The organism is Streptomyces sp. GL_148, from assembly GCF_057834205.1.
Genome location: NZ_CM174396.1, coordinates 5,478,975 through 5,505,968, shown reverse-complemented (window position 1 = coordinate 5,505,968; position 26,994 = coordinate 5,478,975). Strand labels below are relative to the sequence as shown.

General features: G+C 71.1%; 19 protein-coding genes and 1 pseudogene. 8 read left to right on the top strand and 12 right to left on the bottom strand.

Features of this window, described 5'->3' with window-relative positions:
* From AC3IYI_RS25465 to AC3IYI_RS25455, 3 genes are read left to right on the top strand one after another with little or no spacing between them, the layout of a single operon-like run.
* The gene (locus tag AC3IYI_RS25465) at positions 1 to 1,194 is read left to right on the top strand and encodes a toxic anion resistance protein (protein ID WP_489405909.1); all 1,194 of its coding nucleotides are present in this window, start codon (positions 1 to 3) and stop codon (positions 1,192 to 1,194) included.
* Entirely contained in the window at positions 1,191 to 2,810 is a 1,620-nt protein-coding gene (locus tag AC3IYI_RS25460) for a substrate-binding and vWA domain-containing protein (RefSeq protein ID WP_489405908.1), read from the top strand. Before AC3IYI_RS25465 ends, AC3IYI_RS25460 begins: the two co-directional genes overlap by 4 nt.
* Positions 2,797 to 3,417 carry a hypothetical protein gene (locus tag AC3IYI_RS25455; protein ID WP_489405907.1) on the top strand — a complete coding sequence of 207 codons (621 nt, stop codon included), beginning with the start codon at positions 2,797 to 2,799 and terminating at the stop codon, positions 3,415 to 3,417. Before AC3IYI_RS25460 ends, AC3IYI_RS25455 begins: the two co-directional genes overlap by 14 nt.
* Positions 3,418 to 3,501: 84 nt before the next feature.
* On the opposite strand, the gene AC3IYI_RS25450 is transcribed toward AC3IYI_RS25455, so the two are convergent.
* A complete protein-coding gene (locus AC3IYI_RS25450; RefSeq protein WP_489405906.1) occupies positions 3,502 to 5,343 on the bottom strand; it encodes a phosphoenolpyruvate carboxykinase (GTP) in 1,842 nt (613 codons plus the stop codon).
* Between the two features lie 220 nt (positions 5,344 to 5,563).
* Between AC3IYI_RS25450 and trhA the strand changes: the two genes are divergently transcribed.
* Positions 5,564 to 6,250: a PAQR family membrane homeostasis protein TrhA gene (gene trhA, locus AC3IYI_RS25445; RefSeq protein ID WP_489405905.1), complete on the top strand. Its 687-nt coding sequence runs from the start codon at positions 5,564 to 5,566 to the stop codon at positions 6,248 to 6,250.
* Positions 6,251 to 6,304: 54 nt separating this feature from the next.
* Here trhA and AC3IYI_RS25440 read toward each other — a convergent pair whose 3' ends face one another.
* From AC3IYI_RS25440 to AC3IYI_RS25420, 5 genes are all read right to left on the bottom strand, one after another.
* Entirely contained in the window at positions 6,305 to 8,725 is a 2,421-nt protein-coding gene (locus AC3IYI_RS25440) for a galactose oxidase family protein (protein ID WP_489405904.1), read from the bottom strand.
* Positions 8,726 to 8,811: 86 nt separating this feature from the next.
* Entirely contained in the window at positions 8,812 to 9,990 is a 1,179-nt protein-coding gene (locus AC3IYI_RS25435; RefSeq protein WP_489405903.1) for a glycosyltransferase, read from the bottom strand.
* Between the two features lie 6 nt (positions 9,991 to 9,996).
* Complete coding sequence (locus AC3IYI_RS25430) at positions 9,997 to 11,721, bottom strand: ArnT family glycosyltransferase (protein ID WP_489405902.1); 1,725 nt, start codon at positions 11,719 to 11,721, stop codon at positions 9,997 to 9,999.
* A complete protein-coding gene (locus AC3IYI_RS25425; RefSeq protein ID WP_489405901.1) occupies positions 11,718 to 13,001 on the bottom strand; it encodes a glycosyltransferase in 1,284 nt (427 codons plus the stop codon). The genes AC3IYI_RS25430 and AC3IYI_RS25425 overlap by 4 nt, the downstream gene beginning before the upstream one ends.
* 291 nt (positions 13,002 to 13,292) lie before the next feature.
* A complete protein-coding gene (locus tag AC3IYI_RS25420) occupies positions 13,293 to 15,347 on the bottom strand; it encodes a thioredoxin domain-containing protein (RefSeq protein WP_489405900.1) in 2,055 nt (684 codons plus the stop codon).
* A 195-nt stretch (positions 15,348 to 15,542) separates the two neighbouring features.
* Between AC3IYI_RS25420 and AC3IYI_RS25415 the strand changes: the two genes are divergently transcribed.
* Together AC3IYI_RS25415 and AC3IYI_RS25410 are read left to right on the top strand one after the other, a co-directional pair.
* The gene (locus AC3IYI_RS25415) at positions 15,543 to 17,186 is read left to right on the top strand and encodes an alkaline phosphatase D family protein (protein ID WP_489405899.1); all 1,644 of its coding nucleotides are present in this window, start codon (positions 15,543 to 15,545) and stop codon (positions 17,184 to 17,186) included.
* 247 nt (positions 17,187 to 17,433) lie between these two features.
* Positions 17,434 to 20,775, top strand: a complete 3,342-nt coding sequence (locus AC3IYI_RS25410) for a tetratricopeptide repeat protein (RefSeq protein WP_489405898.1) — start codon at positions 17,434 to 17,436, stop codon at positions 20,773 to 20,775.
* Between the two features lie 66 nt (positions 20,776 to 20,841).
* On the opposite strand, the gene AC3IYI_RS25405 is transcribed toward AC3IYI_RS25410, so the two are convergent.
* The 3 genes and pseudogenes from AC3IYI_RS25405 to AC3IYI_RS25395 form a co-directional block, all read right to left on the bottom strand.
* Positions 20,842 to 21,060 carry a hypothetical protein gene (locus AC3IYI_RS25405; RefSeq protein WP_489405897.1) on the bottom strand — a complete coding sequence of 73 codons (219 nt, stop codon included), beginning with the start codon at positions 21,058 to 21,060 and terminating at the stop codon, positions 20,842 to 20,844.
* A 2-nt stretch (positions 21,061 to 21,062) separates the two neighbouring features.
* Positions 21,063 to 21,944, bottom strand: a complete 882-nt coding sequence (gene mca, locus AC3IYI_RS25400; protein WP_489405896.1) for a mycothiol conjugate amidase Mca — start codon at positions 21,942 to 21,944, stop codon at positions 21,063 to 21,065.
* A pseudogene (locus AC3IYI_RS25395) lies at positions 21,941 to 22,378 on the bottom strand (zinc ribbon domain-containing protein); the annotation flags it as partial. The pseudogene AC3IYI_RS25395 and the gene mca, both read right to left, overlap by 4 nt.
* 144 nt (positions 22,379 to 22,522) lie before the next feature.
* Between AC3IYI_RS25395 and AC3IYI_RS25390 the strand changes: the two are divergent.
* Complete coding sequence (locus AC3IYI_RS25390; RefSeq protein WP_489405895.1) at positions 22,523 to 22,936, top strand: DUF4307 domain-containing protein; 414 nt, start codon at positions 22,523 to 22,525, stop codon at positions 22,934 to 22,936.
* 136 nt (positions 22,937 to 23,072) lie between these two features.
* On the top strand, positions 23,073 to 23,570 hold the full coding sequence (greA, locus tag AC3IYI_RS25385; RefSeq protein ID WP_489405894.1) for a transcription elongation factor GreA: 498 nt from the start codon (positions 23,073 to 23,075) through the stop codon (positions 23,568 to 23,570).
* Positions 23,571 to 23,676: 106 nt separating this feature from the next.
* Here the strand turns inward: greA and AC3IYI_RS25380 are convergent, their stop codons facing one another.
* From AC3IYI_RS25380 to ilvA, 3 genes are all read right to left on the bottom strand, one after another.
* A complete protein-coding gene (locus tag AC3IYI_RS25380) occupies positions 23,677 to 24,528 on the bottom strand; it encodes an ABC transporter permease (RefSeq protein ID WP_489405893.1) in 852 nt (283 codons plus the stop codon).
* Entirely contained in the window at positions 24,525 to 25,547 is a 1,023-nt protein-coding gene (locus AC3IYI_RS25375) for an ATP-binding cassette domain-containing protein (protein ID WP_489405892.1), read from the bottom strand. The genes AC3IYI_RS25380 and AC3IYI_RS25375 overlap by 4 nt, the downstream gene beginning before the upstream one ends.
* A gap of 163 nt (positions 25,548 to 25,710) precedes the next feature.
* Positions 25,711 to 26,943, bottom strand: coding sequence for a threonine ammonia-lyase (gene ilvA, locus AC3IYI_RS25370; RefSeq protein ID WP_489405891.1), 1,233 nt, complete (start codon positions 26,941 to 26,943; stop codon positions 25,711 to 25,713).
* Between the last annotated feature and the right edge of the window lie 51 nt (positions 26,944 to 26,994).

The window sequence follows — 26,994 nt, the reverse complement described above, 5'->3', positions numbered from 1 at the left end:
ATGACATTGACACCGCCCGAAGACGCTCCGCTCGTCCTCACCGCTCCCGAACCCGTGGCCCCCGTCAAGCGGGAGCAGGCCTCCGGCCTGGTACCGCTCCAGGACGGGGTGCGCGAGGAGATGGCCCGCCGGGCCGGGGAGTACGTCGGCTCGCTGGCCGGCATCGACAGCCGCTCCCCCGAGTTCGCGCACCGCATCGGGGAGATCGCCGGCCTCGGCTCCGCCGACATCCGCGGCGCCGCCCAGCAGTCCAACCGCATGCTGGAGCGGGCCGTACGCTCCCTCGCCGCGGACGGTGGCGGCGACGCCCAGGCCCGCGTCGCGGGCTCGCTGGTCGAACTGCGCCGCACCGTCGAGGACCTCGACCCGAGCGAGGGCTCGGGCGGCTCGGCGAAGGGGGTGCGCAGGCTCATCTCCAAGCTGCCCGGCGGCAACAAGTTCCGCGACCACGTGGCCAAGTACGCCTCCTCGCAGGCCACCCTCAACCGGATCGTCGGCGCGCTGCGCGGCGGCCAGGACGAGCTGCGGCGCGACAACGCCGCCCTGCACACCGAGCGCGCCCGCCTCTGGGAGACCATGGGCAAGCTCCAGGAGTACGCGGTGCTCACCGAGGCCCTGGACGCGGCCGTCGAACAGCGGATCGCCGACCAGATCGACCCACAGCAGGCCGACGCGCTGCGCGTGGACGTGCTGTTCCCCGTACGGCAGAAGCACCAGGACCTGCTGACCCAGCTGGCCGTCTGCGCGCAGGGCTACCTGGCGATGGACGTGGTCCGGCGCAACAACGAAGAGCTGATCAAGGGCGTCGACCGGGCCGCGACCACCACGGTGTCCGCGCTGCGGATCGCCGTGATGCTGGCGCAGGCACTGAACACCCAGGGCGAGGTCATCAAGCAGATCAACACCCTGCGCGACACCACCGAGGGTCTGATCCGCGGCAACGCGGAGATGCTGTCCACGCAGAGCGGGGAGATCCAGCGGATCGCCGCCGACCCGGCCGTGGGCGCGGAGACGCTCCGGACGGCCTTCGCCCAGATCTACAAGACGCTCGACACCATCGACACCTTCAAGGTCCAGGCCACCGAGAACATGGCCGCCACCGTGGAATCCCTGACCGGCGAACTCCAGACCGCCTCCGCGTACCTGGCGCGCACCCGTACCGCGAGCGCCCTGGAAGGCGGCAACGACCGATGAGCATCCATGGCGCCGTGACGCGCAGACGACTCGCCGCGGCGGTGGCGCTCGCCGCCACCCTGCTCGGGGCGAGCGCGTGCTCGGAGGACTCCGACCACCCGAAGCCGAAGCAGACCGCGTACCAGGAGGGCAAGCTGCGCGTCCTGGCCTCCAGCGAGCTTTCCGACATGGACGAGGTCCTGAAGGCGGCGAAGGCCGCCACCGGGATCGGCGTGGAGCTGACCATGTCGGGCACCCTCGACGCGGTCGAGCAGATCGCCTCCGGCAAGGCCGACGGCAGGTACGACGCCGTCTGGCTCTCCTCCAACGACTACCTGAGGCTGCGCCCCGAGGCCGTGGGCAAGCTGTCGAGCGAGACCCCGGTGATGTCCTCGCCCGTCGCCCTCGGCGTGAAGCCGGAAGCACTGGCCCGGCTGGGCTGGAAGCCCGAGTCGGTGACCTGGTCGGCGGTCCACGAGGCCGTGGCCGGCGGGAAGCTGACGTACGGGATGACCGACCCGGTGCGCTCCAACTCCGGTTTCTCGGCACTGGTTTCGGTGGCGTCCGGGCTCTCCGGCGCACAGGCGGCGCTGACCGACGCGGACGTGGCGACGGCGCAGCCGAAGCTGAAGGAGTTCTTCACCGGGCAGAAGCTGACCTCGGGCTCCTCCGGCTGGCTGGCGACGGCGTACACCCAGCGCGGGAACGTGGACGCGCTGGTGAACTACGAGTCGGTGCTGCTGTCCATGAACCGGGACGCGCAGACGAACCTGACGGTGATCCGGCCGCTCGACGGCGTGGTCACGGCCCACTACCCGCTGACCCTGCTGACCTCGGCCCCGGCAGGGGCCCGCGAGTCGGGGCGCGTGCTGACCGAGTACCTGCGCGGCACCGAGGCACAGAAGGCGATCACCGAGAAGACCTTCCGGCGACCCGTCGCGGCCGGGGTGGCCCCGGCGGCCGGGCTGAACCCGGACAAGCGGCGGGAGCTGCCCTTCCCGGGCACCCGGTCGGTGGCGGACGGGCTGCTCGCCAGCTACGAGAACGAGCTGCGCCGGCCCTCGCGCACGGTGTACGTGCTGGACACCTCGGGGTCGATGGCCGAGGAGGACCGGATCGGCCGGCTGAAGGCGGCGCTCACCGACCTGACGGGGACCGGGAGTTCGGGCACCGGAGAGCGGTTCCGGGACCGTGAGGAAGTCACGCTGCTGCCCTTCGGCGACAAGGTGAAGAAGGTCCGGACGCACGCGGTCGAGCCGGGCAACCCCGGACCGGCCCTGGACGCCATCCGCGGAGACGTGAAGTCGCTGCAGCCGGACGGGGGCACGGCCATCTACAGCAGTCTGGAGGCGGCGTACCAGCAGCTCGGCAAGGGCACCACCGACGCCTTCACCTCGATCGTGCTGATGACGGACGGCGAGAACACGGCGGGCGTCGGAGCCAAGCACTTCGACGACTTCTACGCGGGGCTGCCCGAGGCGCAGAAGCAGACACCGGTCTTCGCCGTGCTGTTCGGCGACTCGGACCGCAAGGAACTCGCCCACATCACCGAACTGACCGGCGGGCGGCTCTTCGACGCCACCGACGGCAACGGTTCGCTGGACGGAGCCTTCGAGGAGATCCGTGGCTACCAATAAGGCTCTCCGGGCGCGCCTTCTCAAGTACCTCGAGTCGAAGAAGAACCTGGCCGGCAGCGCCTGCGGGGTGGTCGGGGTGGGCCTGACCCTCACCGGGGTGGCCGGCACGTACTGGCCGGTGGTCGTCGCCGGGCTGTACGGGGCGGGCGCGCTCGTCGCCCCGCCGGACCTGGCGGCGCCGCCGGTACCGCCGGAGCCTGCCGAGCAACTGGGCTTCGTACGGGAGGACTTCGCGCGGCTGCAGGAGTACGTCGGTGAGGTGGACCTGCCGTCGGAGCCCGCCGAGGTGCTGACCGGGCTGCTGGGGCTGTACGCGGCGATGCTGGAGCCGGGCTGGGTGGCAGGGGTGCTGGCCGCCGACCCGGAGGCGGTGCACGCACTGACCCGGGCCATCCGCACGGACGTGCCGGAGTGTGTGGACACCTACAACCGGACCCGCTGGTGGACCCGGCTGACGGCCGGCGGCGAATCGCCCGAGCGCCACCTGGAGCGGCAGCTGACGCTGCTGCGGGAGGAAGCGGAACGCATGACGGCGGACCTCCGTGAAACGGAGGCCCGCCGTCAGCAGACGCACACGACCTATTTGGAAGGTCGCAGGGAATCCTAGGTCGGGGAATCCCGCGTCAGCCCGTGGCCGGGGACAGCCGGCCGCAGGGGTTCGGTGGGGGCTGGATCAGCCCAGCGGGCTGGATCAGCCCAGGCGCTCGACGAGCGCTTCGTACTGGTCCCACAGCTCCTTCGGCGTGTGGTCGCCGTAGGTGTTCAGGTGCGCGGGGACCAGCGAGGCCTCGTCGCGCCAGACCTCCTTGTCGACCGTGAGCAGGAACTCCAGGTCGGCGGCCGGCAGGTCCAGGCCGTCGGTGTCCAGGGAGGCGACGGTCGGCAGGATTCCGATCGGGGTCTCCACACCTTCGGCGGCGCCGTCGAGGCGCTCGACGATCCACTTCAGGACGCGGCTGTTCTCGCCGAAGCCGGGCCACACGAACTTGCCCGCGTCGTTCTTGCGGAACCAGTTCACGTAGTAGATCTTCGGGAGCTTGGCCTGGTCCTTGTCCTTGGCGACGTCGACCCAGTGGCCCATGTAGTCGCCCATGTTGTAGCCGCAGAACGGCAGCATGGCGAAGGGGTCGCGGCGCAGCTCGCCGACCTTGCCCTCGGCGGCGGCGGTCTTCTCGGAGGCGATGTTCGAGCCGATGAAGACGCCGTGGTTCCAGTCGAAGGACTCGGTGACCAGCGGCACGGCGGAGGCGCGGCGGCCGCCGAAGAGGATCGCGGAGATCGGGACGCCCTTGGGGTCCTCCCACTCGGCGGCGATCGTCGGGCACTGCGAGGCCGGGACGGCGAAGCGGGCGTTGGGGTGGGCCGCCGGGGTGTCGGACTCCGGGGTCCAGGCGTTGCCCTTCCAGTCGATCAGGTGCGCGGGCGCCTCTTCGGTCATGCCCTCCCACCAGACGTCGGAGCCGTCGGGGGTGAGCGCGACGTTGGTGAAGACGGTGTTCGCGTACATGGTCTTCATGGCGTTGGCGTTGGTGTGCTCGCCGGTGCCGGGCGCGACGCCGAAGAAGCCGGCCTCGGGGTTGATCGCGTAGAGACGGCCGTCCTCGCCGAAGCGCATCCAGGCGATGTCGTCGCCGACGGTCTCGACGGTCCAGCCGGGGATGGTCGGCTCCAGCATGGCCAGGTTGGTCTTGCCGCAGGCGCTCGGGAACGCGGCCGCGATGTACTTCGACTCGCCCTGCGGCGGGGTGAGCTTGAGGATCAGCATGTGCTCGGCGAGCCAGCCCTCGTCGCGGGCCATGACGGACGCGATGCGCAGGGCGTAGCACTTCTTGCCGAGCAGGGCGTTGCCGCCGTAGCCCGAACCGTAGGACCAGATCTCGCGGGTCTCGGGGAAGTGCGAGATGTACTTGGTGGTGTTGCACGGCCACGGCACGTCGGCCTGGCCCTCGGCGAGCGGAGCGCCGAGGGTGTGGACGGCCTTGACGAAGAACCCGTCGGTGCCGAGCTCGTCGAGGACGGCCTGGCCCATGCGGGTCATGGTGCGCATGGCGACCGCGACGTAGGCGGAGTCGGTGATCTCGACGCCGATCGCGGAGAGCTCCGAGCCGAGGGGGCCCATGCAGAAGGGGACGACGTACATCGTGCGGCCCTTCATGGAGCCGCGGAAGATGCCGCCTTCTTCGCCCTTGCCCGCGAACAGCTCCTTCATCTCGGAAGGGGCCTTCCAGTGGTTGGTCGGGCCCGCGTCCTCCTCCTTCTCGGAGCAGATGAAGGTCCGGTCCTCGACGCGCGCGACGTCGGAGGGGTCGGAGGCGGCGTAGTACGAGTTCGGGCGCTTGGCCGGGTCCAGCTTCTTGAAGGTGCCCTTGGAGACGAGCTCCTCGCAGAGGGCCTCGTACTCGGCCTCGGAGCCGTCACACCAGACGATGCGGTCGGGCTGGGTGAGGGCAGCGATGTCCTCGACCCAGGCGACGAGCTCCTGGTGCTTGGTGGGTACGTCGGAAGTGGTGCCAGCCGCGATGTCGCGCGCCACGATCGCTCCTTGTTAAGGGGTTTGATTGGTGATTGCCCCGTGGGGGCCGCGACCCGGACGCTTCGCGCTCCGCTCATCCGGTGTCGACCGCACTCATCTGATCATCCGGTGCGCGTGCGCATATGTCCAGGGGGCCTCTCACGTGAGCATCGCCACTCCGGTCAATCTTCCGTAAAGCGCACTAACGGAAACCTACGCAACCGTAGGTAGCATGGCCGGCATGACTTCCGACGCCGCTGCCGTGGCCGCTCCGATGGTCGAAACCGCCGATCAGGAGGCCAAGCCGCTCATGCGCGGCTGGCTCCACACCGGCATGTTCCCCGCCGTGGTGATCGCCGGCCTCGTCCTGATGGCCTTCACCGACTCGACCCGGGCCAGAGTGGCGTGCGGGGTGTACATCCTCACCGCGTGCCTGCTCTTCGGAGTCAGCGCCGTCTACCACCGCGGTACGTGGGGCCCGCGCGGCGAGGCCATCCTGCGGCGGCTCGACCACGCCAACATCTTCCTGATCATCGCGGGAACGTACACACCGCTGACGGTGCTGCTGCTGCCCGACTCCAGCGGGCGGACCCTGCTGTGGGCGGTCTGGATCGCGGCCGCGGCCGGCATCGCCTTCCGCGTCTTCTGGGTCGGCGCCCCGCGCTGGCTCTACACCCCCTGCTACATCGCCATGGGCTGGGCGGCGGTCTTCTTCCTCCCCGACTTCATGCACTCCGGCGGCATCGCCGTCCTGGTCCTGATCATCGTCGGCGGCCTGCTCTACAGCGCCGGCGGCGTCATCTACGGCATGAAGCGCCCGGACCCCTCACCCCGCTTCTTCGGCTTCCACGAGGTCTTCCACTCCCTGACCCTGGCCGCCTTCGTCGCCCACTACGTGGGCATCTCGATCGCCGCGTACACCCACTGAACGGAGCGGGGCCCTGCCGCGCGAGCGGTCAGGGCCCCGCCTCGTACCGGGCACCTACGTGCAGGCGTAGCCGTCACCGTCCGGGTCAAGCCGCAGCGGGTCGCTGCCGTTGACCTTCAGGCGGGCCGGGTACTTGTGGGCGGCCAGCCAGTCGCAGCGGGCCTTCGTCGTCGCCTTCACCTCCGCCGGGAACCGCGTGGGCACGCACACGTTGGCCGTGCCGTAGTGCCGGTCGCAGCCTGCCACGCTCGGGGCCACCGGGGCCGAGTCCCGCTTCGCGGGGTTCCGCTTCGGGGCTGCCAGCTCGTTCGCGAAGGTGTGCTCGTGCGCCGTCGGGGGCTCGGCGGTGGCCGCCAGGGCGGAGGGGCCGCCCAGGTGCACCCACTGCGCGATCGACGGGATGCCGTTCGCATCGACCGCGAAGAGCATGTACCAGCCCGGCGGCGCCAGATTCGGGTTGCTGGTGACGTTCAGGTCGATGGTGGTGCCGTTGACCACCGTCAGCGGCAGGTCCACGAACCGCTGGTTCGGGTCCGAGGAGTGCGTGACCGCCGCCGGACGGATCAGCTCCGCCTTGGCGACCGCCCGGTTGACGGTGATCCGCTGCGTGTCCCCGTACACCCACTGGTTGTCGATCACCGAGGTGATCTGCGGGCGCGCCCCCTTGAAGAGGTACGGCGGGGTGTAGATCGACACGTTGTGGTTGTACGTGCCGTTGCCCGGGTTGTCCCCGACCGACATGACGCGGCCGTCCGGCATCAGGAACGACGCCGAGTGGTACGTCCGCGGGATCGGGTCGGTGGCCAGGCCCGCCTGGTAGGTGTTGGTCGTCGGGTCGAAGAACGAGGCCTCGTAGACCGGATCGGCCCGGTCGTGCAGCCCGCCGCCGGTCTCCAGCACCTTGCCGTCCGGCAGCAGCACCGCCGACACGAACATCTTGCCCTCGGCGCCGGTCTGCGGACGCTTGCCCGCGCCCTGGTCGACCAGGCCCTGCGGCAGGTCCGGGCCGGCCGTGTAGGCGGGGCTCGGCTGCTTCAGGTCGATGATGTCGGTGAGCCGGTTCGCGGCCGGGTTGCGCTCGTTGTTGCCGCCGCCGATGGTCAGCACCCGCTGGTCCTGCGCCGGGGGCAGCAGCACGCTCGCCGACTCGTCGCGCTCGTCCTTGTTGCGCAGGCCCGGCACGTCGGTGATGGTGTTGGCCCCGTAGTCGTAGACCGAGGCGCCGGTGCCCGGGGTGCCGTTGCCGAAGGTGTGGCTGCCCGAGTAGAAGAGCCGCCCGTCCTGCATGAGGATCATCGACGGGTACAGGCCCCAGTACGACCAGGTCTGGTTGACCTCGTTCATCGGCAGCCACTTGTTCTGCGCCGCCGAGAACTTCTCCGCGGTCACATTGCCCGTGGAGTCCTCCTTCAGCCCGCCGAAGGAGATCACGTCACCGTTGCCGAGCACGGTCGCCGACGGGTACCAGTGCCCGCCGTTCATGTCGTTGGTCTTCGTGTACTTCTCGGTCGCCGGGTCGAAGGTGTACGAGTCCTTCAGCCCCTGGTAGCCGATCGTGCCGTCGGCCGACGGATAGCCCTTGTTGCCGCTCATCACCAGCACCCGGCCGTCGGACAGCTGGACGTGGCCGGAGCAGAACATGTCCACGGGCGTCGGGATCGTCTTGAACGAGCCGTTCGCCGGGTCGTAGACGGCGGAGGTGAAGGTGCCCGCGTTGAACTGGGCGATGTCGTTGCCCGAGCCCGCGATCAGCAGCACCTTGCCGTTCTTCAGCACGACGGCGTGCATCGACCGCACCGGGTTCTTGGCGGCGATCACCTCCCACTTGCCCTTCGCGCACTCCGTGGCCGTGCCCGTGCAGGTGGGCAGCGGCGGGGGCACGCCCACTTCCTCCAGCGCGTAGTCGTCGGTGGTGAGCGTGCCCACCCCGTAGACGGACAGGCCCCACACGATCTTGTCGGTGCCCGGCGGAACCGCGGGCGTACGGACCTCCGTGCGCGCCCACGCGGCACTGACGGGGGGATTCTGCAGGTCGGTCCAGTACTGCCAGCCGGCCGTCGTGTCGTGGCGGAACACGGTCACCGACACGTCCGGGGTGTTCGACTTGTACCAGGCCGACAGGTCGTACTGCCGGCCCGGCACGACCGTCGGGGCGCAGGTGCCGTTCTCGGTGACCAGGGCCTTGCGGTCGCCGTCCACCCGACGGGTCAGCGAAACCTTCATCGCCTTGGTGCCGGAGTGCGCGTCGGCGACGGTGGCGAAGCTGAAGTCGTTGTCGCCCCAGCCGGATTTGGACCAGCAGGAGGGCATGTCGGAGCCGGCCGGGCCGGCGGTCTCGAAACCGGGGTTGGTGAGCAGGTTGGGCGGTCCGGCCGTGGCCTGCTGCGGTGCGCTCAGCAGCAGGCCCGCGGTCATCGCCCCGACGGTCAGCAGAGCGGCCCGCCACCTTGCCCTGCGCCGGATCTTCCTCTCCATGGGGAGCATCCCTTCGTGCGGCTCGACTCGTGCGGCTCGTTTGGCTCGTGGCTCGTGTGGCTCGTGGCTCGTGTGGCTCGGGTGGCTCAACTCGTGCGGGTGGAGCCCGTCTTGCGCGGCAGGTAGACGAGTGCTTCCGTCGCCGCGAAACGCAGGACGAAGGTGACGACCAGCGCGAGCGCGGTCGCGGACAGGACGCCGAAGCCCCAGGTGCCGACGAACACCGCGATCAGCGGGATCCGCAGCAGCAGATCGGCATTGGCCAGCAGCGTGAAGCGCCCGAACCGGTCGGCCCAGTGGCGGTGGCGGCGCCGGTCGCGGAACAACAGGGTCTCGATGAGGAGGAAGTTCCACAGCACCCCGGCCTGGTTCGCCACCACCTCGGCGAGCAGGTAGTTCATGCTTCCGGTGTGGGTGAGCAGCCACAGCGCGGCCAGGTTCGGGACGAAGCCGGAGAGCCCGACCAGCCCGAAGCCGATCATGCGGGCCAGCGGGGTCGCGGACCGCAGCGAGGCGAGGTGGGTCAGGAAGCGCAGGCCCTCGCGGGCGGTGGACTTGGACTCCCCCGAAAAGCGGTCCTGGAAGACGAAGGGCACCTCGGCCACCCGCGCCGGCCGGCAGCGCACGGCCAGCTCCAGCAGGATCTTGTAGCCCAGCGGCTTCAGCGCCTCCTGGGTGACGGCCGAGCGGCGCATCGCGAAGAACCCGCTCATCGGATCACTGATCCCGCGCAGGGCCCGCGGGAAGAGCCCCTTGGTCAGCCAGGTCGCCCCGCGCGAGACGGCGATCCGGTAGCTCCCGGCGAGCCCGGCCCGGCTGCCCCCGGCGATGTACCGGGAGGCCACGACCAGGTCGGCGCCGGTGCGCTCGCCCTCCCCGACGAGCTCGGGGACCAGGTGCGGCGGATGCTGGAGATCGGCGTCCATGACGACGATCCAGTCCGTGTCCGCCCGCGCGATCCCCTCCACGACCGCCCCGCCGAGCCCTCCCTCGGGGCTCTCGCGGTGCAGGACCGCCACCGGGAAGGCGCACTCCAGGGCGGCCTTCTCGATGACGGCCGGGGTGTCGTCCGTGGAGTCGTCGACGAACAGCACCGAGCAGGGCAGGTGCGCGGGCAGCGCCACGGCCAGTCTGCGCAGCAACTCGGCTATGTTTCCGGCCTCGTTGAAGGTCGGAATGATGAGGGTGACACTGCCCGGGGCGGGCGCCTCGACGGCGGCCTCCGGTACGTGCGGGGCATGCGGGATCCACAGGTCTTCGCTCATGCCGGATCAACTCCCGTTGACGGTGCGGGCCGTGGGGTCGGTGCGCCGGATCTCGATGCGGTCCTCGCCCTCGCCGAAGACGGCGACCGGCGTCGAATGCTCCAAGGCGGCCTTCACATTGGGCAGTTGCGCAGCGTCGCGCCGGACGGTGGGCGAGGAGACCACGTAGTCGATGTCCCGCCAGCCGCCCGGCAGGGTCTTGGTGACCGCCGGGTCCAGGTCGGCCTTGTAGAACCAGATCGCCCCGAGCCCCGGGTCGAACCCGTGGTGCACGGCGTCCAGCCACAGCGCGTCGTCGACCAGCACCCGGGTCGTCGCGGGCTCGCTCACCTCGCGCCCGAGCCAGGCCGCGGCCTGCCGGTACGGGGCGTTCGCGTCGGCCGTGAGCGCCGTCCGGTTGCCGTCGTACCAGCGCGGGACGAGGTACACGAGGGCCGCGGCGGCCAGGACGCCGATCAGCGCCCACCGCCCGTAGGCCAGGGCACGCCGCTCCCCCGGCGCACGGCGGCGGCGCAGCACGGCGTGGGTGACGCTGGCCGCGCCCCCGGCGAGGACCAGCGCCAGGAACGGCAGCGCCTGGATCACGTACATCGCCGGGAGGTAGCCGGAGGGCCGCAGGGCGACGAGGGCGAGGATGACCACGGCCAGCGCCGGGCCGGCGAGCGCCCGGGCGGTGACCGACCAGCGGATGGTGACGAGGAGCAGCACCGCGCCGGCCAGACCGCCGAGCGGCAGCACGGTGTCGTAGTACAGCCAGGACTCGAAGACCCCGTGCGAGCCGGAGCCGGGGTCGAGGATGAAGCCGGAACCGGCCCGGCCCATCTGGTAGACGATCCCGCCGATGAGCGAGACGTGGCCGGAGCCGGGCAGCAGCTCGGCGTTGAGCAGCGCGTACAGGGGATACGTCACCCCGATGAGCACGCAGGCGGTGATCGCTCCGGTGACGGCGAACTTGCGGGTGTCCCGGTGGCTATGGCGCCACATCGTCACCAGCAGCGCCGGGAGCACCACCAGCATCGTCTCCTTGGTCAGCACGGCCGTGGCGGCCGCCAGTCCGGAGGCGAAGTGGTGCCACAGGTGGCGGCGGGGGGATGCGGCGAGGCAGAAGGCCAGCAGCATCCACATCACGGCGATGTTGTCGAGGAAGATCTCCCGCTGCAGCACGACGGAGAGCGGGGAGAGCCCGAACATGGCCATGGCGAGGCCGGCCGCCCAGCGCGGCAGCCAGAGCCGGCGCGCGAGCACGTACAGCAGGACCGAGCTGGCGGCGGAGACCGCGAGCATCGAGAACCGCATCGGCGCGACGGTCATCGAGTCGGGTACGAACAGGGACGGCAGGTAGGTCAGGCCCGCTATCTGGATCCAGCCGAGCGGGGGATGGTCGTACCAGTAGGTGTAGTGGGCCAGCCCCTTGCCCTGCTGGACGGCCCAGGCCTGGGCGAGGTAGGTGCCCTCGTCGTCGCTGAGCGTCGGGAAGTTCGTGATGTTCCAGCCCTGCACGAGCAGGATCGCGAGCAGCAGCACCCCGCACAGCAGCAGGTCGGGACGGGAGGAACGGAACCGGACGAGCGGCCGGGCCGGCGCGGGCGGGCGGACCCCGAGTCCACCGGTCCGCCGGCGCGGGACCAGAGCGGTCCCGGTGGCGGCGTCGGCAGTGGCGTCGGTGGTGGCGTCGGTGGTGGTGGCAGCACCGGGCTGGGGATCAGTGGCCGTGGGCAGAGTGGTGGTCACTGGGGGCTGTCCTCTCGGGTCGGGGTGCTCGGGGCGCCGGCGGGCGCGAGGTGGGCTCCGGTGTGGCTGGTGAGCTCCCACTCGCCCTGTCCGCGCTGCTCGCGCCAGACCGCGCGGATCGCGGCGCCGGCCAGCATCACCTGGTAGAACGGGCCGCCGACCAGGAGCTTGACGTAGTGCGGGAAGCGCACGCGCAGCCCGTACTGGCGGCCGAAGTCGTGGAGGCCGACGACCTCGAAGACGACGGTGACCATCGCGGTGATCATCGGCAGGAAGGTGACGATCGCGACGCCGACGGGCACGTCGAGGAAGACGGCGACGGCGAAGTTCACCGGGATGATCACCCCGGAGGTGGCCTGCATGAACGGGGTCATGAGCGTGTAGCGGGCCAGCCAGCGCTGGCCGCGGCCGGGCAGCTGCTGCCAGTCCTTCTTGCGGTAGACCTGGAGGAAGCCCTGGTTCCAGCGGGTGCGCTGCTTGAGCAGGCTGACCAGCGACCCCGGGGTCTCCTCGCGGGTCACCATGTCGGAGTCGTAGGCGACGACCACCTTCTTGCCGACGGAGGACAGCCGTACGCCCAGGTCGCAGTCCTCGGCGAGGCAGTTCGGGTCCCAGCCGCCGGCCTCGCGCAGCACCTCGGTGCGCACGAAGACGGTGTTGCCGCCGAGCGGGATGAAGCCCTTCTCGGCGTGCAGGTGCAGCCGGGAGCGGAACCAGAAGAAGTACTCCAGGCAGTTGCGCAGGCTGTACCAGCTGGAGTGGAAGTTGATGAGCTGGACCCCGCCCTGGACCACGTCGGCGCCGGTGGCGCGGAAGGCGTGGTCCACGTGGGCCAGCAGCTCGGGATGGACCTGGTCCTCGGCGTCGAAGACCCCGACGATGTCGCCCCGGCAGTGCGGGAGGGCGGTGTTGAGGGCCTTCGGCTTGTTCTTGACCTCGTGGTGGTCGGTGATGACGCGTACGAGACCGGGCGCGCGGGCGGCCGCACGTTCGGCCACCTCCGCGGTCCCGGGGTCGTCGTGGCCGACGATCACGATGATCTCGTAGTCGTGGTGGCTCGATTCCAGGAGCCGCTCGATGGTGTGCTCCAGGACCGCCTGTTCGTGGCGGGCGGGCAGGAGCAGCGAGAAGGCCAGCCGACTGCCGCCCTCGGGGCGGTCGAAGCGGGTCGAGGCGAGCGTCTCGGGCGTCCGCCAGGCGTGCATCTGCCACCAGAGCGTGAACGCCGCCATCCAGAAGAGCGCGAGCGATACGACACAAATGAACACGGATATGAACAAAGCGTCCCCCACAGACATGCCGCAACCCCAAGCGGCGATTCCCCAAACCCCCCGGGGACGGGCGCGCGGCAGGCTCCCCAGCCCGCCGTCCTCGTCCCGTCCCCGACTCCCCCTGCGTGCGCAACCCCCCGGTGCGCGCTCCCCCGCGCCCGAAGGCGCTGTCAGTGACCGATCGGTGACTCCGAAGTCATGAGACTAGGCACCGGAGATGACGCATAGGCACTATCCAGATAAAAAACACGTTGCCGAAGTGACCTTCAAACAAACGGAATTGACGCTACTCCACCGCTTTCAGGGACGAACCGTCCCCAACTGCTCCGCCAGCTCGACCGGATTGGTCGTAGGCCGCGCGCAGACGAAATGTCGACACACGTACGCCGTCGGGAGGTCGTGCGTGAGCGTGCGCTCGGCCAGAAGGGGGAACTCCCCGCCACTCCCGTCCGCCGCCCACGGCATACCCGTCGCCACGACCGCCCCGGGAGCCGTCCCCAGCAACGCGACCCGGTGCAGCTCCGCCCGCGACGGGTCCTCCGGATGACCGACCACGGCGACTTCGCGCGGCCCGTCGACCAGCGCCTCGGCGACCGCCAGCCCGTGCCCGATGAAGCGCGGAGCGCGCGGCCCGAGCGCGTGCACCACGGCGAGCGCCCGTTCGGCCGCCGTACGGTGCGCCTGCGAACCGGTGTGCGCGGCGTACGAGAGCAGGGCGCCGGCGGCGGCCGTCCAGCCGGAGGGGGCCGCGGTGTCGGTCGGGTCCTGCGGCCGCCTGATCAGCTGCTCCGCGTCGTGCGCGGTGTCGTACAGCGAGCCGTCCTCGGCGGTGAACCGGGCCAGCACCAGGTCGACGAGGAACCCGGCGAACTCCAGCCAGACCCCTTCGCCCGTCACGGCGGCCAGGGCCAGGAACCCTTCCGCCACGTCCCCGTAGTCCTCCAGCACCCCGGCGTTGCCCCCGACGCGCCCGTCCTTGCTCGTGCGCGCGAGGCGGGCCAGCCCGTCCATGTGCACCCGGACCAGCAGATCGGCGGCCTCCGTGGCCCGCTCGACCAGGTCGGGCCGGTCGAAGAAGGCCCCGCACTCGGCGAGGGCCGCGATGGCCAGCCCGTTCCACGCGGCGACGATCTTGTCGTCCCGGCCGGGCGCGGGCCGCGCCTGCCGCGCGGCGAGCAGCCGCTCCTTGAAGCCGGCGAGTCGCTCGTCACCGATGTCGGGCCCCTGCGCGGGCAGTTGGAGCACGGACATCCCGTGCTCGAAGGTCCCCTCCTCCGTCACCCCGAAACAGGCGGCGGCCAGCTCCCCGTCTTCCTCCCCCAGCACCTCGCGCAACTGGGCCGGAGTCCAGGCGTAGTAGACCCCCTCCACGTGCTTCCCAGTCTCCGGGTCCTCGCTGTCGGCGTCCAGCGCGGAGGCGAAGCCGCCCTCGTGGGTGCGCAGTTCACGGACCATGAAGTCGGCGGTCTCCAGCGCGACCCGGCGCGCGAGATCGTCCCCGGTGGTGCGCCAGAGGTGGGCGTACACCCGGCACAGCAGCGCGTTGTCGTAGAGCATCTTCTCGAAGTGCGGCACCACCCACTCCCGGTCCACGGAGTACCGCGCGAACCCGCCCCCGAGCTGGTCGTAGATCCCGCCCCGCGCCATGGCCTCACACGTATCGGCCGCCATCTCCAGCGCCCCCTCGGACCCGGTCCGGGCGTGGTGGCGCAGCAGGAACTCCAGCACCATGGACGGCGGGAACTTCGGCGCCCCGCCGAATCCGCCGCGCGTGGAGTCGTACTCCCGCACCAGCCCGAGCAGCGCCTGCGCGAGCTCCTCGGGCCCGGGGGTGCCGGCCTTCCCGTAGTCGAGCTGCCGCCCCGCGAGGTCCCGTACGATCCGCTGCGCGACCTCCGTCACCTCCTCGGGCCGCCCGACCCACGCGGTGCGCACGCCTTCGAGCACCTGCATGAAGGAGGGCATCCCGTGCCGGGGCTCGGGCGGGAAGTAGGTCCCGAAGTAGAAGGGCTCGGCGTCGGCCGTCAGGAACACGGTCATGGGCCAGCCGCCCTGCCCGGTGGCGGCCTGCACGGCTTCCATGTAGACGGCGTCGATGTCGGGGCGCTCTTCGCGGTCGACCTTGACGTTGACGAAGTGCTCGTTCATGTAGGCGGCGGACAGCTCGTCCTCGAAGGACTCGTGCGCCATGACATGGCACCAGTGGCAGCTCGAATAGCCGACGCTGAGCATCACCGGCACCCCGCGCTCCCGCGCCTCCGCGAAGGCCTCCGGGGACCAGGGCCACCAGTCGACGGGGTTGTCGGCGTGCTGGAGCAGGTACGGCGAGGTCTCGTTCGCGAGGCGGTTCGACATGGGGCCATCCTGCCGCACGAGCGGGAGCCGGTCCCAAAACATCCGCCCGGCCGGTGAGCCGGTCGAGGCCGCGGGTGTCGGCTGTACGGGTGGCTGGGCGGGCGTCCGGAAGCGGGTCACGGATCATTGCGGGCCATTCCCGGATGATTGCTCCCGCTCCAGCAGGTCAGGCTGACGCTACTCCAGGAGGCCACGGTGCCGTCCACCATCGATCCCATCTCCGTCACCGCCAGACCCCGGCCGCCGGCGATCAGCCGACGCGGGCTGCTCGTCGGTGCGGCCGTCGTGGCGGGCGCCCAGGCCTTGGGCATCCGTACCGCCCACGCGGAGCGGGTCCAGCAGAACCCGTTCAAACTCGGTGTGGCCAGCGGTGATCCGCTGCCCGACGGGATCGTCCTGTGGACACGGCTCGTGGCCGATCCCTACGACGCCGCCTCCATGGGGACCACCCCGGTGCGCGTGGACTGGGAGATCGCCTCCGATCCGCTGTTCCGCCACGTCGTCCGGCGCGCTGTCGCGGTCGCCAACCCCGCACTCGCCCACAGCGTCCACGTCGACGTGCGGGGCCTGGCCCCGGGCCGTGACTACTGGTACCGCTTCCGGACCGGCGCGGAGCTCAGCCCGGTCGGCCGGACGCGCACCGCTCCGGCGGCGCGTTCGAACCCCGGGCGCCTGCGGCTCGGCGTGGTCAACTGCCAGAACTGGCAGAACGGTTACTGGCCCGCGTACACCGGGCTCGCCCACGAGGACCTCGACGCGGTGCTGCACCTGGGTGACTACATCTACGAGTTCGACCCCCGGAGCGCCTATTCCGACCGGCTGCACACGACCCCCGCGACCCCCGGCCTCGACCAGCTCGTCACCCTCGCCGACTACCGGGCCAGGCACGCCCAGTACAAGACCGACCCGGCGCTGCAGGCAGCCCACGCCGCTTTCCCGTGGATCGTCACCTGGGACGACCACGACGTGGAGAGCAACTACGCAAACCTCCTGGACGAGAACAGCGACACCGGCGCCCGCAAGCAGGACCCCGCCACCTTCGCGCTTCAGCGCGCCGCCGCCTACCAGGCCTACTACGAGCACCTGCCGCTCCGGCGCCACATCGACCCCGGCTCCCCGGACTACCAGCTCTACCGCCGGTTCGACTTCGGTGACCTGCTCCGGCTGAACGTGCTGGACACCCGCCAGTACCGCACGGACCAGCCGGGGGGATTCCCCAGCGACTTCGGCCCGCCGTCGGCCGGCACGCAGAACGCCTCCGGCACCCTCACCGGCGACGTCCAGGAGAACTGGCTGAGGCGCGGACTGTCGGGCTCCCCCGCCCGGTGGAACGTCATCGCGCAGCAGGTGATGATGAGCCAGATCCGGCTCCCCAACTTCCTCGACCCGACCCATCCGCTGCCCCCCATCGCCAACCTCGATCAGTGGGACGGCTACGACCCTGCCCGCACCCGGCTGCTCAGCTTCCTGCGCGACGCGGGGATCACGAACCCGATCGTGCTCGCCGGGGACGTCCACTCCTCCTGGTTCAGCGATCTGCGGATCGACCGCGCCGATCTCGACAGCGATCCCGTCGCCGTCGAATTCACGGCCACCAGCGTCAGTTCCGATTTCCCCCTCACCTTCGACGCGGGCCTCAAGGCGTACAACCCCACCCTGAATCCGCACGTCCGCTATTTCGACGGCTCCCGCCGCGGCTATCTGCGGCTGACCGTCGACCGGGAGCAGTGGACCACCGACGCCCGGACCGTCGACAGCATCGCGGTCCGTCAGTCGCCCGTGAGCACCACCGCCTCCTGGGCCGTCACGGCCGGCGAACCGGGCCTCAACCCGGCCTGACCGCCGTGTGATCCGGGGGGCTCACGGCCTGCGCAAGGGGGGCCAGATCGTGGGTCCGGGTGGTGCGTCGCGGCCGGCAGTGCCGCGATCCGCACGGCCCCGGAGTCTCCGGCGTCTGCTCACAGGGCCACCCCGTGTGACCGGTTGCGCGCCAACTCCCTCTGAACTAGCTCAGATTCCCTCGCGCTCGCGACCGTCCCGACGGACACTTGTGGCACGGTGCCGGAGCTCTCTGAGGGGGATGCCGATGCGGGACAGTCATCGCGGTGAGGCCGAGCGGCTGCTGGGGCGGGCCGTGGAGGAGGAGTCCCGGCGGGGAGCCAGCGGGGCGGCCGGCACTCCGGAGGCCAAGGCAGCGCTGCTGGCGCGCGGCAAGCAGGCGCTGGACTCCCTCGCGGCGAGCGCGGCCACCGAGTACGAGGCGTACACGCGCGCCCTGGACGAGGCGGCGGCCGGGGACGAGTCGCTCGGCGAGGCCTTCCGGCGGGCGAACACCTCGACCGCGTTGCTGGTCACGGGGGTCGCGGCCGCCGCCGCGATCGTGGCCGACCTGGCCTTCAGCGTGGCGGTCGGTACGGCGCTGACCACCGGCGCCGTGGTGGGCGTGGCCGGGGCGACGGCGACCGTGGTCAAGGTGACCGCCCTGCACCTGCCCGCGGCGAACCGGCGTGCCGGGGAGGCGGGCCGGCCGGGCGGCGCGGAGCAGCTCAAGCTGCAGTGGCTGTCGGCGCTGGAGGTGCGCGGGATACGCCCCTTCCTGGAGCAGCAGCGCAAGGTGGCCGCGGCGCTGCACGCGCCGCACAAGGTGAACGGGACCGGCGGCAGCGGCGGCTCCGGTCCCCCGCTCCGCGGCGCCAATCGCAGCGCCGAGGCCCGCCGGCGGGCCATGCTGGAGCAGTCTTTCGGCCAACTCCCGGCGCTGGAGGGTGTATTCGTAGGCCGTCGGGCCGAGCTGGCCCGGATCGCCCAGTGGGTGCACAGCGCCCGGGCGAGCACCGAGACCCGCCCGGTGGTCGTGGTGCTGCACGGGGAGCCCGGGGTGGGCCGCACCACGCTCGCGCTGCACGCGGCGCAGGCGCTGCGGGACCAGTTCAGGGGTGCCTGCGTGGTGGACCTGCGCGGCGGCGGCGCCTCCGAGAGTCCGCTGCCGACCCGTGAGGCGCTGCTGCACCTGATGAACCGGCTCGGCGCGCCCCGTGAGCAGTTGCTGTTCCGCGAGGGCTCGTCGGCGGAGCAACAGGTGCGCAGGCTCGGCGAGTTGTATCACCAGCACGTGCAGGGCACCCCGGTGGCGGTGGTCCTGGACGATGCCGTGGACGCCGCGCAGGTACGGATGCTCGTGCCCGAGCGTTCCGAGAGCCTGGTCCTGGTCACGGCCCGGGAGCCGCTGGAGCTGCCCGCCGAGCTGGCGGCCTGGGTGTACCAGCTGCCGGTGACCCGGCTGACGGAGGAGGCCGGTGCGGAGCTGGTCCGGGCGTCGGGCGCGGACCCGGCGGGGGTGGCCCTGGCGAGCGCGGACCCGGCGGGGACCGGAGGCGCGGGGACCGGTGCGGGGACCGGAGCCGCGGGGACGGGAGCCGTCGGGGCGGAGCCGCCCTCAGGCGCGCCCGCGGGCGCGCTCGCAGCCCCGTACCAGCAGGAGACCGTACGCACGCTGCTCGCGCTCGGCGCCGGCCTGCCGCTGGCGCTGCGCGTACTGGCCCCCCTGGGGGGCGTCGGGGAGCCCCCGGAGCACGGCGGCTCCCTGGAGGCCGCCCTGGACCTGGCCTACGCGGCCCTGCCCGAGGAGCGGCGCCGGCTGCTGCGCCGCCTCACGCTAGCGGGCCGGGCTTCGCTGGGGGCGGCGGCCGCGGCGGCGCTGATCGACGCGGACCAGGTGGAGGCCGGGCGGCTGCTGCGCGAGCTGGCGCGGGCGGGGCTGCTGGACCACGTGCGCGGGGACCGGTTCCGGATGCACGACGCGGTGCGCGCGTACGCGGCGGCGCGGCTGGCCCAGGACGAGGACCGGGCCGGCGCGGCGGCGGCGCACGAGCGGCTGATCCGCACGTACGCGCAGCTCGCCGACTCGGTGATCCGGATGGTCGACGGGAAGATGTCCACGCGGGCGAACGCCCTGTCGAAGGCGAGCACGGTCGGCGGGCACGGCTTCGCCTCCCTGGACGCGGCCCTGCGCTGGCTGGACGACGAGTCGAGCTTCATCACGGCGGCGCTGCGCCACTCGGAGGGCGTGGACCAGCAGGCGGTACTCGACCTGCTGGGCGCGCTCTGCGACTTCTGCCTGCTGCGCGGCGACCTGTACCGGCTCGGCGAGATCAACGAGCTCACGCAGGCCGTCGACCAGGGGCTGCTGGTCCGCTCGGTGCAGTGGCGTACGGGCATCGCGGCGCGCCAGCTCGGCGAGCTGGACAAGTCCCGCACCACCCTGACCTCGCTGGTCGACCAGTACAAGGAGGCCCGGCAGGAGGCGGGCGCGGGCATGGCCCTGGTCTCGCTCGGCATCACCCTGCACCACCAGGGCAACCTCCCCGAGGCCTCGGCCCGCATCCGCGAGGCGCTCGTACTCCAGGCCCCGGACGAACTGGCGGGCGACCGGGCGTGGGGCCTGCACGCGCTCGGCGCGGTGGAGCGCGACCGCGCGCACCTCGCGGAGGCGCTGCGGCTGCTGCGCGAGTCGCTGGGCCTGCACCGGGAGAGCGAGAGCGTGCACGGCGAGGCCTGGGCGCACCTCCAGCTCGGCCAGGTGTACCTGCGCCTGGGCGAGGTGCCGCGCGCGGAGGCGGAGCTGCGCCTGGCGCTGGAACTGTACGGGCGCACGCGCGACGACCGCGGCCAGGCCTGGGCGCTGACCCAGCTGGGCCGGGCCCGGGTGGTGGACGGGGATCCGGGGCCGGCGCTGGACCGGCTGCGGGACGCTCTGGCCCGGCACCGGGAGGCGGAGGACGCGCGCGGCGAGGCGTGGACGCTGTACTACCTGGGCCAGGCGCTGGAGGAGGCCGGGGAGCGCGACCGGGCGGTACGGGAGCTGGAGCGGGCCCGCACGATGTTCTCCCGGATGCGGGACGTGTACGGGCTGGCGCACGCCCGCCACCACTCGGGCCGGGTCACGCGCGACCAGCGGGCGGCGCAGACGGGGAACCTGAAGAACTCCGGGTTCGCCCGCCAGCTGCTGGTGGACGCGCGGGCGGACTTCCGGCGGATCGGGCTGGCCCACGGGGAGGCGTGGACCTGCCTGGAGCTGGCGGTGGTGGACGCGGGCAACGGGCGCACCGCGCAGGCGCTGGACCTGTGCGAGGAGGCGGTGCGGCTGTTCATCTCCTACGGGGACCGGCGCGGGGAGGACTGGGCGCGCTTCCTGCGCTACGCGCTCCCGGCGGCCCCGGACGAGGCGAGGACGGAGCTGGCGCGGCTGTCGGCGGCCCCGCACCCGATGCGGGACGGGCGGCTGGAGGACTGCCTGGAGTCCTACACGGTGATCCTGGCGCGCGGGGTGGACCCGGCGGAGGGCTGGCAGGCGTGGCGGCTCTCGCTCGTACCGAACCTGCACTCGCGGGAGATCATGGGCGTCCCGGTGCCGCTGCCTTCGGTGTAGGGCGCGCGGGAAGCCGCCGCCCCGGCCGTGAACGGCGGGGCGGCGGTCACCGCGGGCGGGCGGCCCCTACGGGGCGCGCGTGCCCTCCGTCGGGGCGGGCTCGGGGGCTTCCTTGAAGTCGACCCGGCTCATGTGGCGGCTCATCGACTTCATCAGGCCCCACACCCCGAGGGCGAGGGCCGCGAAGACGACGAATCCGAGGAGGCCCGGGGTCACCTTGTTCTTGTCGAAGGTGTCGCCGGCCAGCGGAAGGAGCTGGACGATTGCTTCCTGCGTAGCGCTCATAGCTACGCATTCTCCCGGATGCCCGCGAAGAGGTCGGACTCGGGGAGGGAAGTGTCCACGAGGGACTTCGCGAGCTCGTACTCCTCCGTCGGCCAGACCTCCTTCTGGATCTCCATCGGGACGCGGAACCAGCCGCCGTCGGGGTCGATCTGCGTGGCGTGGGCGATGAGCGCCTTGTCACGGATCTCGAAGAAGTCGGCGCAGGGCACGTGGGTGGTCAGGGTCCGCTCCTTGCGCTCGAACTCCTTCCACCGCTCCAGCCACTCGCCGTACGGGGATTCCAGGCCGCGGGCGAGCAGCGCCTCGTGCAGGGCGACGGTGCGCGGCTTGTTGAAGCCCTGGTTGTAGTAGAGCTTCTGCGGCTGGTAGGCCGGGCCGAACTCGTCCTCGGGGTACTTCTCGGTGTCGGCCGCGTGATCGAAGGCCACCATCGTGATCTTGTGGGTCATGATGTGGTCGGGGTGCGGGTAGCCCCCGTTCTCGTCGTACGTGGTGACGGCCTGCGGCCGGAAGGCGCGGATCTTCTTCACCAGGCGGCCCGCGGCCTCGTCGACGTCCGCCAGCGCGAAGCAGCCCTCGGGCAGCGGGGGCAGCGGGTCGCCCTCGGGCAGCCCGGAGTCGACGTATCCCAGCCACTCCTGGTCGACGCCGAGGATCTCGCGCGCCTCGTCCATCTCCTTGGCGCGCACCTCGTGGATGTGCTCCTCGATGTACGTGTCGCCCTGGAGCTTGGGATTGAGGATGGAGCCGCGCTCACCGCCCGTGCAGGTCACGACGAGCACGGACACCCCCTCGGACACGTACTTGGCCATGGTGGCCGCGCCCTTGCTCGACTCGTCGTCGGGGTGGGCGTGGACGGCCATCAGTCGAAGCTGCTCGGTCAAGACAGGATCCTCTTTGAGTCGTTCAGGCGGGCGCCTCCTATATTGAATCCTCCCCGATCCTGAGGGCCGGGGATTCCTGGCTCACGTTGGCTGTGGGCCTGCGGCCCCTCAGCTCTTACACGATCAGCACCAGCCGGGTTGAGACCAGCCCGGACCAGCATCACACGGGCGGAATTCTTGTCCCTGGGGGACACAGCTCCACACACGGTGCAGGTGTAGGTACGTTCCGAGAGAGGCAGTGCGTGCTTGGTTCTCGCTCCGCACTGCGCGCAGTCCATCGTGGTGTGCGCGGGATGGACCAGGTGCACGATACGCCCATGCTTGCGAGCCATGTTGATCAGCTCACGCTTGGTGGTGGCGATTGCGGCGTCGGCCGCTTTACCTGCCATGGCGGACTTGGCGAGGAACTTCGGGCGGAAGTCCTCCACAGCAAGGGCGTACCGAGCCCACTGACAATGCCGGAAAGCGCAGATCACGGCAGGCGCGAAGAGAACCGGGGTGCTCCGCGTCTACGATGGCGGGACCGCCCTCCCCGGGCTGGGATTTCCGGTATTCGCCCACCTCGAAGGGAACGATCGATGAGCGCGGTGCGCGAAGAGCTGCCCGAGGGTCGCTACGGCCGGTCGGCGGACGAGCGTGTGGACCGCAAGCTCAAGGTCATCGGTTCGGTCCTCGGGGTCGGTCTGCTGGGTGTGGTCGGCTGGATCGGCTGGGACTACGTGGCCGGGCAGAGCGTGAGCGCCGAGGTCATCAAGTACCAGGTCGTCTCCGACACCGCGGTCGAGGTGCACCTGGAGGTGCGCAAGGGCGCCTCGGACACCGGGGTGTGCACGCTGAGCTCCCAGGACGAGGGGCACGGCGAGGTGGGCCGGGCCGATTTCACCTTCGCGCAGAAGAGCGGGCGCGTGGACGAGATGGTCACGCTGAAGACCACCGGCCGCGCCACGATGATCGAAATCGTCGGCTGCCGCGTGGCCGGTTCCGCGGGCTGACCCGAGAGTGTCCCGAGGCGGGACCTGACGCAGTTCACACACTTGGCGTCCTCCCCCTTTTCTTCCCGAATTGTTAGGCTCGTGGTTTCGTCCGCCGCTGGCGGCTTTGTTGTCCCTGTACCGACGAGGAGCACCCGTGACCCAGACGAGCGAGAGCGTCACCTGGCTGACCCAGGCGGCGTACGACCAGCTGAAGGCCGAGCTGGAGTACCTCTCTGGTCCCGCACGGTCGGAGATCACGATCAAGATCGCGGCCGCCCGCGAGGAGGGTGACCTCCGTGAGAACGGCGGTTACCACGCGGCCAAGGAGGAGCAGGGCAAGCAGGAGCTCCGCATCCGCCAGCTCACGCAGCTGCTGGAGAGGGCCAAGGTCGGCACGGCCCCCGCCTCCGAGGGCGAGGTGGCCCCCGGCACCCTGGTCAAGATCGCCTTCGACGGCGACGAGGACGACACCATGGAGTTCCTGCTGGCCTCGCGCGAGTACGCGTCCTCGGACTTCGAGACCTACTCCCCGCAGTCCCCGCTGGGCTCCGGCGTGATGGGCAAGAAGATCGGCGAGGACGCCCAGTACGAGCTGCCGAACGGCAAGCAGGCCTCGGTCAAGATCCTCGACGTCAAGCCCTTCACCGGCTGATCACCCCCCTTTCTTTTCACACCTCGCCCCGCCGAGCAGCAGCTCGGCGGGGCGAGGTGTTTCCGGGGAGCGGCCGGCCCCCCGCATGCCCGTGGTGACTGCGTTCCTATGCCGTCGCCGAGCGGTACTTGCGTACGGCGAGGGTGCGGAACAACACGATGATCACGACGGACCAGAGCAGCGAGGCCCACACCGCGTGCTGCATCGGCCAGGCGTCCGACGGCGACACACCCGGGTTGCCGAACAGCTCGCGGCAGGCCTGCACGGTCGCGCTGAACGGGTTCCACTCCGCGATGGGCTGGAGCCAGCCCACCATGTTCTCGGTGGGCACGAAGGCGTTGGAGATGAACGTGACCGGGAACAGCCAGATCAGCCCGCCCGAGGTGGCCGCCTCCGGGGTCCGTACCGACAGGCCGATCAGGGCGCCGATCCAGGAGAAGGCGTAGCCCAGGAGCAGGAGCAGGAGGAAGCCCGCGATCGCCTTCGGTACGCCCTCGTGGATGCGCCAGCCCACGAGGAGCGCCACGATCGCCAGGACGACCATGGTCAGGGCGGTCTGCACGAGGTCGGCCAGGGTGCGGCCGGTGAGGACCGCGCCGCGGGCCATCGGCAGCGACCGGAAGCGGTCGATCAGGCCCTTGTGCATGTCGTCGGCGATGCCCGCGCCGGCTCCGGCGGTGGCGAAGGTGACGGTCTGCGCGAAGATGCCGGCCATCAGGAAGTTCCGGTAGTCGCTCGCGCTGGTCGAGCCGCCGATCATCATCGAGCCGCCGAACACGTAGCTGAACAGCACGACGAACATGATCGGCTGGATCAGCCCGAAGATGACCATCTCGGGGATGCGGGACATGCGGATCAGGTTGCGCTTGGCCATGACCAGGGAGTCGTTGATCCCCTGGACGATGCCGCCGCGCGGGCGGGGCGCCGCCGGCTCCGGGGTCGTGGAGGTGAGGGTCACTTCGCCACCTCCTTACGGTCCTTGCGGCCGCCCTTGGACTTCGCGTCGGCGGGAGCCTCTCCGTTCTCCTCGGCGGCGAGCTCCGCCGCGTGGCCGGTCAGGGAGATGAACACGTCGTCCAGGGTGGGACGGCGCAGGCCGATGTCGTCGATCTCGATGCCGCGTCCGTCGAGCTCGCGGATGACCTCGGCGAGCAGCTTGGCGCCGCCGGAGACCGGCACGGTCAGCTTGCGGGTGTGGTCCTCGACGGTGGTCTCGCCCTTGCCGAAGCCGGCGAGGACTTCGCGGGCGTCGGCTATGTGCTCGCGCTCGTGCACGACGACCTCGACGCGCTCGCCGCCCGTCTGGGCCTTGAGCTGGTCGGAGGTGCCGCGTGCGATGACCCTGCCCTGGTCGACCACGCAGATGTCGTGCGCGAGGTGGTCGGCCTCCTCCAGGTACTGCGTGGTGAGCAGCAGGGTGGTGCCGCCCGCGACGAGCTCCTGGATGATGGCCCACAGCGCCTGGCGGTTGCGCGGGTCGAGACCGGTGGTGGGCTCGTCCATGAACATCACGGGCGGGCTGACGACGAGGGCCGCGGCGAGGTCGAGGCGCCTGCGCATGCCGCCGGAGTACGTCTTGGCGGTGCGGTCGGCGGCGTCGCCGAGGTTGAAGCGCTCCAGCAGTTCGTTGGCCCGGGCCTTCGCCGCCTTGGCGCCCATCTGGTAGAGCTGGCCTACCATTTGGAGGTTCTCGCGGCCGGTGAGGTATTCGTCGACGGCGGCGAACTGGCCGGAGAGGCCGATCGAGCGCCGGACTTCGTTGGGGTGCTTGAGGACATCGATCCCGGCCACCACCGCCTTGCCGCTGTCGGGCTGGAGGAGGGTGGTCAGGACGCGTACGGTCGTGGTCTTGCCCGCGCCGTTGGGGCCGAGCAGACCGAGGACCGTGCCTTCGGGTACATCGAGGTCAACGCCGTCCAGAGCCCTTACGTCGCCGAAGGTCTTGACCAGACCTTCGGCGTAGATGGCGCCTGGCATATGGGTACTCCCAAGTGCGAATCGAACCGGTTGAATCGTGACATTTCTACGCGAATCCTATGAGCGCCGAGCCGACCTCGCTCGGCCGAACGGGCGACAACCTATCGCGTCATATCGCGTCTCGCCACCGGATCGGGGAGTGTCGCCCCGAGGGGTGAGCCTGCTAGCTCATGATCTTGTACCCCGCACCGTGCAGCGCCCGCGCGACTTCCGCGCAGTGCTTCGGCCCCTTCGTCTCCAGGTGCAGCTCCACCTCCACCTCCGTGAGCCCCAGTCGCGGATCCGTCCGCACGTGGCTCACGTCCAACACGTTCGCATCGACCACTGACAACTCCCCCAGCAGACCGGCCAGCGCCCCCGGCCGGTCGGTCACCCGCAGCCGCAGCGACAGGTAGCGGCCGGCCGCCGCCATGCCGTGGCGCAGGATCCGCTGCAGGAGCAGCGGGTCGACGTTGCCTCCGGACAGCACCGCCACCACCGGGCCGTCGCCGTACAGCTCGGGCTCGCTCAGCAGCGCGGCCACCGGGCTGCACCCGGCCGGCTCGACCACCAGCTTCGCCCGCTCCATGCACAGGAGCAGGGCGCTGGAGAGCGCGTCCTCCGACACCGTACGGACGTCGTCGAGGAGCTCGCCAATGATTTTGAAGGGGATGTCGCCGGGACGGCCCACCTTGATGCCGTCCGCCATCGTGATCGGGTTCTCGATGGACACCGGGTGCCCGACCTTCAGCGAGGGCGGGTACGCGGCCGCGCCCGCCGCCTGGACACCGATCACCCGGACGTCGGGGCGCAGCGCCTTCACCGCGACCGCCACCCCGGCGGCGAGCCCGCCGCCGCCGATGCCGACCAGGATCGTGCGCACCTCGGGGCACTGCTCCAGGATCTCCAGACCGACGGTGCCCTGGCCCGCGATGATGTCGCGGTGGTCGAACGGGTGGATGAACACCGCGCCCGTGCGGTCCGCGTATTCCTGGGCCGCGGCCAGCGTCTCGTCCACGACCTGCCCGTGCATCCGCACCTCCGCGCCGTACTCCTGGGTCGCGGCCACCTTCGGCAGCGGCGCCCCGACCGGCATGAACACGGTCGAGCGGACCCCGAGGAGGGAGGAGGCCAGCGCCACGCCCTGGGCGTGGTTGCCGGCGCTGGCGGCGACGACCCCGGCGGCCCGCTGCTCGGGGCGCAGGCCCGCGATGCGCACGTACGCCCCGCGCAGCTTGAAGGAGCCGGTGCGCTGGAGGTTCTCGCACTTGAAGTGGACCGGGGAGCCGGTCAGCGAGGAGAGGTACCGGCTGCCCTCCATCGCGGTCACCCGGGAGACGCCGGAGAGCATCTTCTGGGCCCCCCGGATGTCGTCGAGGATGACCTGCGGGACGGGCTGCGGTACTCGGTAGTTCATGCGGCCAGTCTCGCAGCCGGTCCGCCGGAGCGGCGATATCTCGCCATGCGG